General features: G+C 60.9%; 11 protein-coding genes. 10 read left to right on the top strand and 1 reads right to left on the bottom strand.

All coding sequences use genetic code 11. The features are described from left to right. Window positions 1-58 precede the first annotated feature (58 nt). The 7 genes from MPZ60_RS15510 (at window position 59) to rng (ending at window position 6773) form a co-directional block, all read left to right on the top strand. Entirely contained in the window at window positions 59-778 is a 720-nt protein-coding gene (locus MPZ60_RS15510) for a YebC/PmpR family DNA-binding transcriptional regulator (RefSeq protein WP_003053891.1), read from the top strand. Further along, window positions 775-2067, top strand: coding sequence for a phosphoribosylamine--glycine ligase (gene purD, locus MPZ60_RS15505; RefSeq protein ID WP_034358395.1), 1293 nt, complete (start codon window positions 775-777; stop codon window positions 2065-2067). Before MPZ60_RS15510 ends, purD begins: the two co-directional genes overlap by 4 nt. Continuing rightward, window positions 2067-3020 (top strand): oxygen-dependent coproporphyrinogen oxidase, encoded by a 954-nt coding sequence (gene hemF, locus MPZ60_RS15500; protein WP_052057659.1) that lies wholly within the window; start codon window positions 2067-2069, stop codon window positions 3018-3020. The genes purD and hemF overlap by 1 nt, the downstream gene beginning before the upstream one ends. A gap of 245 nt (window positions 3021-3265) precedes the next feature. Beyond that, window positions 3266-3952, top strand: coding sequence for a ribosome silencing factor (rsfS, locus tag MPZ60_RS15495; RefSeq protein WP_034358394.1), 687 nt, complete (start codon window positions 3266-3268; stop codon window positions 3950-3952). Further along, the gene (rlmH, locus tag MPZ60_RS15490; RefSeq protein ID WP_003053899.1) at window positions 3953-4420 is read left to right on the top strand and encodes a 23S rRNA (pseudouridine(1915)-N(3))-methyltransferase RlmH; all 468 of its coding nucleotides are present in this window, start codon (window positions 3953-3955) and stop codon (window positions 4418-4420) included. Between the two features lie 110 nt (window positions 4421-4530). After that, a complete protein-coding gene (locus MPZ60_RS15485) occupies window positions 4531-5145 on the top strand; it encodes a nucleoside triphosphate pyrophosphatase (protein WP_034358393.1) in 615 nt (204 codons plus the stop codon). A gap of 140 nt (window positions 5146-5285) precedes the next feature. After that, a complete protein-coding gene (gene rng, locus MPZ60_RS15480) occupies window positions 5286-6773 on the top strand; it encodes a ribonuclease G (RefSeq protein WP_034358391.1) in 1488 nt (495 codons plus the stop codon). 445 nt (window positions 6774-7218) lie between these two features. Here the strand turns inward: rng and MPZ60_RS15475 are convergent, their stop codons facing one another. Continuing rightward, window positions 7219-9009, bottom strand: coding sequence for an acyl-CoA dehydrogenase (locus MPZ60_RS15475; RefSeq protein WP_034358388.1), 1791 nt, complete (start codon window positions 9007-9009; stop codon window positions 7219-7221). A 484-nt stretch (window positions 9010-9493) separates the two neighbouring features. Between MPZ60_RS15475 and MPZ60_RS15470 the strand changes: the two genes are divergently transcribed. The 3 genes from MPZ60_RS15470 to MPZ60_RS15460 all read left to right on the top strand — a co-directional run bounded on the left by MPZ60_RS15470 (window position 9494) and on the right by MPZ60_RS15460 (window position 11541). Beyond that, complete coding sequence (locus tag MPZ60_RS15470; RefSeq protein WP_034358385.1) at window positions 9494-10474, top strand: quinone oxidoreductase; 981 nt, start codon at window positions 9494-9496, stop codon at window positions 10472-10474. Between the two features lie 91 nt (window positions 10475-10565). Next, window positions 10566-11222: a DsbA family protein gene (locus MPZ60_RS15465; RefSeq protein ID WP_034358382.1), complete on the top strand. Its 657-nt coding sequence runs from the start codon at window positions 10566-10568 to the stop codon at window positions 11220-11222. Further along, window positions 11191-11541: a Rieske (2Fe-2S) protein gene (locus tag MPZ60_RS15460; protein WP_034358379.1), complete on the top strand. Its 351-nt coding sequence runs from the start codon at window positions 11191-11193 to the stop codon at window positions 11539-11541. Before MPZ60_RS15465 ends, MPZ60_RS15460 begins: the two co-directional genes overlap by 32 nt. Window positions 11542-11561: the final 20 nt, after the last annotated feature.

Raw genomic sequence — 11561 nt, 5'->3', positions numbered from 1 at the left:
ATGCAGTCAAAAGTAAAATCGCTCCCGCTAGGTTAAATCAAATATCAAAGGATTCCCTGTGGCAGGACACAGCAAATGGGCCAACATCCAGCACCGCAAGGGTCGTCAGGATGAAAAACGTGGCCGCATCTGGACGCGCATCATTCGTGAAATCATGGTCGCAGCCCGCCAAGGCGGCGGCGATCTGAGCGCCAACCCGCGTCTGCGTCTGGCGGTGGACAAGGCCAAGGCCGCCAATATGCCGGCCGACAATATCAAGCGCAATATCGACAAGGCCACGGGTAACCTCGACGGCGTGACCTACGAGGAAATCCGTTACGAAGGCTATGGCATCGGCGGCGCGGCCATCATTGTGGACACAATGACGGACAATCGCGTACGTACGGTGGCCGATGTTCGCCATGCATTCAGCAAGTACGGTGGCAATATGGGCACCGAAGGCTCGGTGGCCTTCCAGTTCAAGCATGTGGGGCAGATCATGTTCGCCCCCGGCACGGACGAAGAAAAAGTCATGGAGATCGCGCTGGAGGCCGGTGCCGATGATGTGATCACCGATGATGAAGGTGGCATCGAGGTGCTGACGGCCCCCGGCGACTTTGAAGCCGTGCGTGACGCACTGCAGGCCGCCGGCTTTACCGCCGACATGGCCGAGGTGACCATGCGCCCCGAAAATACAATCGCTCTCGAAGGCGATGATGCAGCTCGCATGCAGAAGCTGCTGGACATGATTGAAGACTTGGATGACGTTCAGGACGTCTACCACAACGCAGAACTATGAAAATTCTTGTGATTGGCGGCGGTGGCCGTGAGCACGCTCTGGCGTGGAAGTTGGCCGAATCGCCCAAGGCGACCAAGGTCTATGTGGCTCCCGGTAACGGTGGCACTGCCCTGGCTGGCGGCAAGCTGGAGAACCTCGACATCACCGATGTGAAGGCTCTGCGCGAATGGGCCCAGGCCGAAAAGATTGCCGTGACCGTCGTGGGGCCTGAGGCTCCGCTGGCGGCTGGCGTGGTCGATGAGTTCCGAGCCCACGGACTCAAGGTCTTCGGCCCGACCAAGACGGCAGCCCAGCTGGAGTCGTCCAAGGCCTTCTCCAAGGACTTCATGGCGCGCCACAGCATCCCCACGGCGCAATATGAAACCTTCACCGACCCGGTTGCTGCCCATGCCTATGTGGATCGCCTCGGTGCGCCCATTGTCATCAAGGCCGACGGCCTGGCGGCAGGCAAGGGCGTGGTGGTAGCCATGTCGCTGCAGGAGGCCCATGACGCCGTGGACTTCATGCTGGTGGACAACAAATACGGTGTGCAGCACAACGAAGGCGGTGCACGCGTCGTGATCGAGGAATTCCTCGACGGCGAGGAAGCCAGCTTCATCGTGCTGTGCGACGGCAAGAACGTGCTGGCGCTGGCGACCAGCCAGGACCACAAGCGTCTCAAGGATGGCGACCAGGGCCCCAACACCGGCGGCATGGGCGCTTATTCGCCGGCACCTGTGGTGACCGCCGATGTGCATGCCCGCGCCATGCGCGAAATCATTCTGCCCACCATCCGTGGCATGGAAAAAGACGGTGTGCCCTATACCGGCTTCCTGTACGCAGGTCTGATGATCGACAAGGCAGGTCACCCCAAGACGCTGGAGTTCAACTGCCGCATGGGCGATCCGGAAACCCAGCCCATCATGATGCGTCTCAAGAGCGATCTGGTGGATGTGATGCTGGCAGCCTGCGAAGGCAGGCTCGACCAGCTGGAGCTGCAGTGGGACCGCCGTACCGCATTGGGCGTGGTCATGGCTGCTGCCGGCTACCCCGAAGACCCGCGCAAGGGCGATGTCATCACCGGTCTGCCCGCCTCAGCCGACGATGCCATGGTCTTCCATGCAGGCACCCAGCTGGGCGATGACGGCCAGCCTGTGACCAGCGGTGGTCGCGTGCTCTGCGTGACCGTGTTGGCCGACAGTGTCAAGCAGGCGCAGCAGAAGGTGTATGACGTGGCACGTGGTATCCATTTCGATGGTGCCCAGTATCGTCGCGACATCGGCTTCCGTGCCGTCAAGAAGGCCGACTGATGAACCAGACATCCTCATCTTCTGTGGCTGATCAGCTGCCTGCGGCCGAGGTGCGTGAGTACCTCATGGGTCTGCAGACCCGCATCACCGAGGCGCTGGAAGCCATCGAAGGCGAGGGTGGTGCGCGTTTCCTGGCCGACGCCTGGCACAAGGAGCCGGGCGAAAAGCTGCAGGGCAACGGTGTCACCAAGATCATGGAGGGCGGGCGTGTGTTCGAGCGCGCAGGCTGCGGTTTCTCGCATGTGCGCGGGCCGCAACTGCCGCCCTCGGCCACACAGCATCGGCCCGAACTGGCCGGTGCGCCGTTCGAGGCCATGGGCGTGTCGCTGGTATTTCATCCGCGCAGTCCCTTGGTGCCAACGGTGCACATGAATGTGCGCATGATTTCGGCCGGCCATGAGGGACAGCCCAAGACCTGCTGGTTTGGCGGCGGCATGGATTTGACGCCGGTCTACGGCTTCGAGGAAGACGCCGTGCATTTCCATCAGATCTGCCGTGATGCGCTGGCGCCATTTGGCGATCAGCTCTATCCGCGCTTCAAGCAATGGTGCGACGAGTACTTCTTCCTCAAGCATCGCAACGAGCAGCGCGGCATTGGCGGCATCTTCTTCGATGATTTCAGCGAACTGGGTCAGCAGCAGAGCTTTGCCATGCTGCGCTCGGTTGGCGATGCCTTTCTGAAGGCCTATCTGCCCATCGTGGAGCGTCGCCGGCATGCGCAGTACACGCAGCAGCAGGTGGATTTCCAGCGCTACCGCCGTGGCCGCTATGTGGAATTCAACCTGGTCTGGGACCGCGGCACGCATTTCGGCCTGCAGTCCGGCGGCCGCACCGAATCCATTCTGCTGTCCATGCCGCCTCATGCGGACTGGAGCTATCAGCGTGAGGATGCGCCCGGTACACCCGAGCGCGATCTGCTCGAGAAATTCCTGATTCGCCGTGACTGGCTCTGAGGCACAGGCGTTCAACAGGCCGGATTCCCCTGCTGATCGGGCATAAAGCCCTGTCAGCAGGGAAATTTTTAGAAAACTATAATTTCCATAGCTGGATGCGCGCTATCGACTGGCGCGTCAACCTTTTTCAATGCGTGAAGAGCGCAGGTCTTAGAGGCCTGAACGCAGACGCTAACCCAACCCTGATACGGGTGTGGCGCAGCACACGCTATATTGATCCCATCATTTACTGATTCCATCGCCTGATGACCACCTCCACCAAATCGGATTCCGCAGCCAAGCGCGACGTCACCAAACTCCAGCGAGCCATTGTTGACGGCCTCGAAGACGTCAAGGCCCACGACATCCAGGTGTTCAACACCGAAGCACTGTCCCCGCTGTTCGAGCGCGTGATCGTGGCTTCGGGTACTTCCAACCGCCAGACCAAGGCACTTGCCTCCAGCGTGCGCGAAGCCGTCAAGGAAGCAGGTTTTCCCGTGCCCCGCCAGGAAGGTGAGCAAAACGGCGAATGGATCATCGTGGACTGCGGCTCGGTTGTCTGCCACATCATGCAGCCGGCCATCCGCCAGTACTACCGCCTGGAAGAAATCTGGGGCGAGACACCGGTGCGTATGAAGATCGGTGCCGCCAAGCCCAAGCCCGCAGAAGTGGCAGCCAAGAAACTGGCTGCCAAGCTGGCCGTGGAAAAGGCAGCAGCGGAAAACACCGTGGTCGAGAAAAAGCCTGCTGCCAAGAAGGCTGCGGCCGCTGCGGCCAAGAAGCCCGCAGCCAAGACGGCCGCCGGTGCCAAGCCTGCAGCCAAGAAGCCTGCTGCCAAGTCCGCAGCCACCAAGACGGTCAAGACCGTGGTCGTCAAGCCCAGCACGCCCCGTACGGCCAAGCCGGTTGCGGCCAAACCCGCAGCCAAGCGTGCTCCCCGCGTCAAGGCCTAAATGAAGCTGACCATCGTGGCTGTAGGCCTGCATGTGCCCGACTGGGCGCAGACGGCCTACGACGATTACGCCAAGCGCTTTCCGCCCGAACTCAAGGTCGAACTCAAGGCCGTCAAGACCGAGCCGCGCGGCTCCAAGACGCTGGAGACCCTGTATGCGGCAGAGCGCAAGCGCATCGAAGCCGCCATTCCCAGAGGCACCCGCATCGTGGTGCTCGACGAGCGCGGCACGAATCTGACCACCAAGGCGCTGGCCCAGCGTCTCAAGGGCTGGCAGCTCGAGAGCGATGATGTGGCCCTGGTCATCGGCGGCCCCGACGGGCTGGACCCCGAGTTCAAGGCAGCGGCACACGAGCGCATCCGCCTCTCCGATCTGACCCTGCCGCATGCCATGGTGCGCGTGCTGCTGATCGAGCAGCTCTACCGCGCCTGGTCGGTCAATGCCGGCCATCCCTACCATCGCGAATAAGCGCTTGTGATCGGACTCTGCGTGCAATTTCACGCAGTGCGTGATACTATGATTTTGATAGCCTATTGCGCTTTATATATGGGCGCTAGAGGCCATTTTTAATCAAAATCATGGCGCCCATTCTCTATCTTGCATCCCAAAGTCCCCGCCGTCGTCAGTTGCTAGAGCAGCTGGGGGTGGCGCATGAATTGCTGCTGCCCAATGCAGCCGGCGACATCGCCGAGGATGCCGAGGCCATAGAGGCCGAGCTGGCTGGGGAAGACCCCCATGACTATGTGCAGCGCGTGACGGCCGGCAAGCTCGATGCGGCCGTGGCCCGCCATGCGCGGCGCGGTTTGCCGGTAGCCCCCATTCTGTGCTCCGACACCACCGTGGCCCTGGGAAAGCAGATTCTGGGCAAGCCCGCCGATGCCGAAGACGCGCGACGTATCCTACGTCTGCTCTCCGGGGCCGAACATGAGGTGCTGACTGCCGTGGCGCTGCAAAGCGGCGTGCGGCGTCTGCAGGCCTTGTCGGTGTCCACCGTGCGCTTTGCGCCCATGACCGAGGCGCAGATCGATGCCTATGTGCTCACGGGCGAGCCCATGGGCAAGGCTGGTGCCTATGGCATACAGGGCAGGGCGGCCGCACATATTGCAGAGATCCGCGGCAGCTATTCGGCCATCATGGGCCTGCCTGTTTACGAAACTGCCGAGCTTTTGCGTCAGCTGGGCTGGCCGCTCTGAACCTTTGGCGCAATCGACACTCTGTTCTTGAGGCTTCCCCCAAGGGAAGGTCTGCATGGCAGCTGTCTTGCGCCAGCCATGCACGCGTCGCACACTGGGCGCAGCAAAAGCCAGGACATATAAAGAAAGAACGACAGTCAATGCAGCAAGATATTTTGATCAACTGGTCGCCGCAGGAAACGCGGGTGGCGATTGTCGAAAACGGCGCCGTGCAGGAGCTGCACATGGAGCGCCCGCTGGAGCGGGGACTCGTCGGCAACATCTATCTGGGCAAGGTCTCGCGTGTGCTTCCAGGCATGCAGTCCGCCTTCATCGATATCGGTCTGGAGCGTGCGGCCTTTTTGCATGTGGCCGATGTCTGGCAGCGTCAGGAAAATGGCGAAGCCCCGATGTTCGCGCGCAAGGACCAGCCGCTGACGCCCATCGAAAAACAGGTGTTCGAGGGGCAGTCCATCATGGTGCAGGTCATCAAGGACCCCATAGGTACCAAGGGTGCGCGCCTGTCCACGCAGATCAGCATTGCCGGGCGCCTGCTGGTGTTTCTGCCGCAGGACGACCATATCGGCATCTCCCAGAAAATTCCCCAGAACGAGCGCGATGCCTTGCGGGCCCGTCTGCAGGAGCTGGTAGGCACCAAGGAGGGGGGCGGTGGCGGCGGGTTCATTCTGCGTACCAATGGCGAGGAATCCAGCGATGCCGAGCTGGCCGATGACATCCGCTATCTGCGCAAGACCTGGACGCGCATCAAGGATGCGGCGCAGAAGCTGCCTGTGATGTCGGTGCTGCATCAGGACCTGAACCTGCTGCAGCGTGTGCTGCGGGATCTGGTCGGCGAGAACACCCAGAGCATTCGCATCGATTCGCGCGAGCAGTTTGCGCTGCTCAAGAGCTTTGGCCAGGAATACATGCCGGCGGCAGTACCCAAGCTGGCGCTGTACAAGGGCGAGAGGCCGATTTTCGACCTCTACAACATCGACGAGGAAATCGCGCGTGCGCTGGGGCGGCGTGTGGATCTGAAGTCGGGCGGCTATCTGATCGTCGATCAGACCGAAGCCCTGACCACCATCGATGTGAATACCGGCGGCTATGTAGGTGCGCGCAATTTTGACGACACCATCTTCAAGACCAACCTGGAAGCGGCGCACGCCATTGCACGTCAGCTGCGCCTGCGCAATCTGGGCGGCATCGTCATCGTGGACTTCATCGACATGGTGCGCGAGGAGCACCAGAGCGAGGTGCTCTCCGAATTCCGCCGCCAGCTGGCACGCGACCGCGTCAAGACCATGGCTGGAGGCTTCTCTCAACTGGGCCTGGTGGAGATGACGCGCAAGCGTACGCGCGAGTCGCTGGCCCATATGCTGTGCGAGCCCTGTGAAGCCTGCTCCGGCAAGGGCAACGTCAAGACTGCGCGCAGCATCTGCTACGAAGTGCTGCGTGAAATCCTGCGCGAAGCCCGCCAGTTCAATCCGCATGAGTTCCGCGTCGTGGCATCGCCCAAAGTGGTGGAGATGTTCCTCGACGAGGAAAGCCAGCACCTAGCCAGCCTCTCCGACTTCATCGGCAAGCCCATTTCGCTGCAGGCCGAGACTGCGATGGCGCAGGAGCAATACGATATCGTGCTGCTGTGAGTGAGAGTGCATTCAGCGTCATTTGATTTGGAAATCGTTTTCCGAATTTAGACAATGCTCAAAGTAATTTGTTGCTCAACTTCTCCAAACTGATCTATTTGCATATGGCATTTCCAGGTAGCAGAAGTGTGGGAAGTTAGGCGACGCCTACGGATTAAATGGAAAACTCCTGCGAATCTAAATGACCACGAGGCCTGACTGAGGGTTTGTACATCCGCGTCATAATCCCGGTGAAAAGCAATGAGGATGGCATGGAACGGGTTCAGGCAGGATGACTGCTGCATGAGGCAGGCCGTCGCTGCAATCTTGTTTGCGTAAGTCCTGGCAGATGTGTTCTAGGGATTCAAAAAAATAGCGGCTTGCGCTTTATTCATAAGCGCTAGCCGCTATTTCTATGCACATCATGATGGGGCAGGGCGTTATCGCCCCGCCCTCAGGTACAGGATCAGAACAGATCCATGGGCAATGCCATCACGCTGGCCGCACCGTTGATCACGGCATCGGCCTGGCCGGACACTCGGGTCAGGATATGTTCGGCATAGAACTGTGCCGTGGCCAGCTTGGCCTGCATGAAGGCCGTGTCCTGGCCCTTGGCCAGCAGCTCCTGCGCGGCCAGCACCGAGCGGCCCAGCTGCCAGCCGGCGACCAGATTGCCGGTGAGCATCAGATAGGGAACGCTGCCGGCATAGGCCGCATTGGGGTCGGCCTTGGCCTTTGCCACGATGAAGTCCACCACCTGCACAAAGGCCTGACGGGCCTGGGCCAGATTCCTCGCGACTGCCTTGGCCGCATCGGTGCCGCTGGCAATGAGAGCCGCCTCGGTCTTTTCGATCTGGGCGGCAATGGCCTTGGCGGTCTGGCCGCCATCACGCGCGGTCTTGCGGCCGACCAGGTCATTGGCCTGGATGGCGGTCGTGCCCTCATAGATGGTCAGGATCTTGGCGTCGCGGTAGTACTGGGCAGCGCCGGTTTCCTCGATGAAGCCCATGCCGCCATGCACCTGCACGCCCAGGCTGGTGACTTCCAGGCTCATTTCGGTGCTGTAGCCCTTGACCAGGGGCACCATGAATTCATAGAAGGTCTGGTTGGCCTGACGCACTTCGGCGTCCGGATGGTGGTGGGCGGCATCGTAGGCGGCAGCGGCGGCGGTTGCCATGGCGCGGCAGCCCTCGTTGCTGGCACGCATGGTCATCAGCATGCGGCGCACATCGGGGTGGTGGATGATGGTGGCGCTGGCCTTGACCGAGCCGTCGACGGGGCGGCTTTGCACGCGTTCCTTGGCGTAGGCCACGGCGTGCTGGTAGGACCGCTCGGCCACGGCCAGGCCCTGCAGGCCCACGGCATAGCGCGCTGCGTTCATCATGATGAACATGTATTCGAGGCCGCGGTTTTCCTCGCCCACGAGGTAGCCGATGGCTCCTCCGTTGTCGCCAAATTGCAGCACGGCCGTGGGCGAGGCCTTGATGCCCATCTTGTGCTCAATGCTGACGCAGTGCACATCGTTGCGCTTGCCCAAAGAGCCGTCCTGGTTCACCAGGAACTTGGGCACGACAAACAAGCTGATGCCCTTGACGCCTTCGGGCGCCCCCGCCACGCGGGCCAGCACCAGGTGGACGATGTTGTCCGCCATATCGTGCTCGCCATAGGTGATGAAGATCTTGGTGCCGAAGACCTTGTAGCTGCCGTCGCCCTGAGGCTCGGCCCTGGTGCGCACCAGGGCCAGGTCGGAGCCGGCCTGGGGCTCGGTCAGGTTCATGGTGCCGGTCCACTCGCCGGTGACCAGCTTTTCCAGGTAGGTGGACTTGAGCTCGTCGCTGCCCGCAGTCAGCAGCGCCTCGATGGCGCCGTCGGTCAGCAGCGGGCACAGCGCAAAGCTCAGGTTGGCGCTGTTGAGCATCTCGATACAGGCCGCACCAATGGTCTTGGGCAGGCCCTGGCCGCCAAAGTCGGCAGGATGCTGCAGACCTTGCCAGCCGCCTTCGGCGTACTGCTTGAAGGCATCGGCAAAGCCGGGCGTGGTGGTGACCACACCATCCTTGAAGGACGAGGGATTGAGGTCGCCGGGAACATTCAGGGGGGCGACCACGCCTTCGCAGAGCTTGGCGCATTCTTCGAGAACGGCCTGCGCGGTTTCCAGCCCCGCATCTTCAAAGCCGGGAATCTGGGCGACCTGCTCGATCTGGGCCAGATGCTCCATGTCGAACAGCATGTCTTTGATGGGCGCTTTGTAGGTCATCGTCTCTGTTTCCTTGAATGCTGGCCCGGCTGGCTGCCAGACCTGGTTTGTGCCTTGGATTGTTGGGGATGTTGCCAGCCACGGATGGCAGGGGCTTCCCTCGACTTCATGTCCGGCGCCTGGCAAGAATGTCAGGCCCTCGCATTGGTTTGACGTTTACGTAAACGGAATGATTCTAGAGGCTGTGACGGGCTTGCCGCAGTCGCAGACGCGCAATATGGTGGCCAACGCTTGCGGCAAGCTTTCAATTAAATAGAAACTTTTGAGTAAACTTTTCTGTCCTGGTATTTACCCGTGGTGTCGCGTAAAGACAAGAGAGCGGCGTTCTCGGGAAATGTCCTAGAGAAAAATTCCCATAAATTCAGTCCAGTCTGAATGGAAGAATACCGGGAATATGACCTAAGTCATTGATTCGTATTGCTTCTGTTCGAGGTGAGGCAGTGTGCTGTATCACCTTTCGATTGGTATCTGACTGGGAGTTTGTATGGCTAAAGTAATCCGTTATCACGAAGTTGGCGGCCCCGAGGTGTTGCGACAGGAAGACATTGAAGTCGGCCAACCCGGTCCAGGTCAGGTCCGCCTCAAGCAAGGCGCTGTGGCCTTGAACTTTGCCGATACCTATTTCCGTTCCGGTCTGTATCCCGCTCCTTTGCCCGCAGGCGTGGGCAGCGAGGCTTGCGGCACGATCACGGCCGTGGGCGACGGCGTGACGGAATTCAAGGTCGGCGATCGCGTGACCTATACCGGCGCGCTGAACACCATCGGCGCTTACGCCACGGAGCGCCTGATTTCTGCAGCCCCCCTGATCCGTCTGCCTGACAACATCAGCTTTGAAACCGCAGCAGCCATCACCATGCGTGGACTGACGGCGGCTTACCTGATGCGCCGCATCTGGGACTTCAAGAAGGGCGACACCATCTTGCTGCATGCTGCAGCCGGTGGTGTGGGTCTGCTGGTGTCGCAGTGGGCAAAGCTGGAAGGCCTGAACGTGATCGGAACAGTCTCCAGCGATGCCAAGGCCGAAGTGGCCAAGGCCAACGGCTGTGTTCACACCATCAACTACAGCCATGAGGACGTGGCCAAGCGCGTGCGTGAGCTGACGGACGGCGTGGGCGTGAATGCCGTCTTTGACAGCGTGGGCAAGGACACTTTCGAGGGCTCGCTCAACAGCCTGAAGGTGCGTGGGCTGATGGTCTGTCTGGGCACGGCTTCAGGCTCCATTCCACCATTCAACCCGCAGATTCTGGCCGGCAAGGGCTCGCTCTTCCTGACCCGTCCTGCATCGGCGCATTACATCGCCGACCCCACGGAGCGTGCAGAGCTGGCCAACGAGCTGTTCGCCCATGTGGCCGAAGGTCGTATCAAGGTGGACATCAGCAAGCGCTATGTGCTGGAAGACGCCGTGCAGGCTCACCGCGATCTGGAAGCCCGCAAGATTGTGGGATCGGCCATCTTCACGCTCTGAGATATCGAAGGCAGCAGGTCGGTATGAAAAGGGCTGAGCCATTCAGCCCTTTTTGCATCAACCCCGGTGATTGCCCAAGGAAATAAATGCCATGACTCAAAGCTCCGCTGCAACGACATTGCAGGTCGACTTTTCGCTGGACCTGATCTGCCCCTGGTGCTGGATCGGTCTGCGCAATCTGCTGGCCGCCCGTGAGATGCTGCTGGCCAGATATCCCGACCAGCAGCTTGCAATCCATTGGCATGCAGACACTCTGCTGCCCCAGATCCCGGAGCATGGAGTGCCTTACCAGGCCTTCTACGAAGCCAGGCTGGGCGGTCCCAGGGCCGTGGAGGTTCGCCGTGCCCAGGTGCGTTCGGCGGCCCACGCGGCGGGCCTGCAGATCAATCATGCGCTGATTGAAACCTTCCCCAGCACGCGCCTGGTTTGTGCGTTGGCCAACTACGCCCAGACTCTGCTCGATGGCGAATCCATGATCCGCTTTGTGGAGTCCATCTTTGCCGCTTACTTTGTGCAGGGCCGCGATATAGGCTCGGTCATGGTGCTGCAGCAGCTGGCGCACTCGGCGGCACTGGACTGGAATCCTTCCCGCTTTGATGCGCTGCGCTACCAAAGCGAGGCCGGCCATACCGGCGGCGTGCCGCATATGGTGTTCAACCAGCGTCTGCAGGTGACGGGCGCTGTGGCGCCCGCGGAGCTGCTGCGCGCCATGGAGCATGCCCGTGTTGCCGACAGCATCTTCGCCTGATCCCGCATTGCTGGCCGCCGGTGCCGTGCGGGACTTGCCGCCTGGCGGGCGAAAGCTGGTCTTCACGCCTGGTGGCCAGAGCATCTTGCTGCTGAATGTCGAAGGCGAGTTCTATGCCTTGGAGAACAGCTGCCCGCATGCGGGTGCCTCCATGGCTAGCGGCAATTGCGATGCCCATGTGCTGAGCTGCCCCGCGCATGGACTCAAGTTCGATATCCGCAGCGGCAAGTGCACGGCATCGCCGCAGATGACGATTCCTCTCTATGAAGTTCTTGTCAGAGAGGGACTGCTCTGGCTCAAACCGCCTGACAACTGCTGATACTCCATCGAGCGCCGATG

Source organism: Comamonas sp. 7D-2 (assembly GCF_022749555.1).
In the GTDB taxonomy this organism is placed as follows: Bacteria; Pseudomonadota; Gammaproteobacteria; order Burkholderiales; family Burkholderiaceae_C; genus Comamonas; species Comamonas thiooxydans.
The sequence above is the reverse complement of the archived record's forward strand: the minus strand, read 5'-3'. Positions and strand labels throughout refer to the sequence as shown.

Coding starts and splice junctions, on each gene's coding strand:
- MPZ60_RS15475 (WP_034358388.1), bottom strand. CDS start 9,009: ATGACCTACAAAGCGCCCATCAAAGACATGCTGTTCGACATGGAGCAT.
- purD (WP_034358395.1), top strand. CDS start 775: ATGAAAATTCTTGTGATTGGCGGCGGTGGCCGTGAGCACGCTCTGGCG.
- rng (WP_034358391.1), top strand. CDS start 5,286: ATGCAGCAAGATATTTTGATCAACTGGTCGCCGCAGGAAACGCGGGTG.
- rlmH (WP_003053899.1), top strand. CDS start 3,953: ATGAAGCTGACCATCGTGGCTGTAGGCCTGCATGTGCCCGACTGGGCG.
- MPZ60_RS15465 (WP_034358382.1), top strand. CDS start 10,566: ATGACTCAAAGCTCCGCTGCAACGACATTGCAGGTCGACTTTTCGCTG.
- rsfS (WP_034358394.1), top strand. CDS start 3,266: ATGACCACCTCCACCAAATCGGATTCCGCAGCCAAGCGCGACGTCACC.
- hemF (WP_052057659.1), top strand. CDS start 2,067: ATGAACCAGACATCCTCATCTTCTGTGGCTGATCAGCTGCCTGCGGCC.
- MPZ60_RS15460 (WP_034358379.1), top strand. CDS start 11,191: ATGCCCGTGTTGCCGACAGCATCTTCGCCTGATCCCGCATTGCTGGCC.
- MPZ60_RS15470 (WP_034358385.1), top strand. CDS start 9,494: ATGGCTAAAGTAATCCGTTATCACGAAGTTGGCGGCCCCGAGGTGTTG.
- MPZ60_RS15485 (WP_034358393.1), top strand. CDS start 4,531: ATGGCGCCCATTCTCTATCTTGCATCCCAAAGTCCCCGCCGTCGTCAG.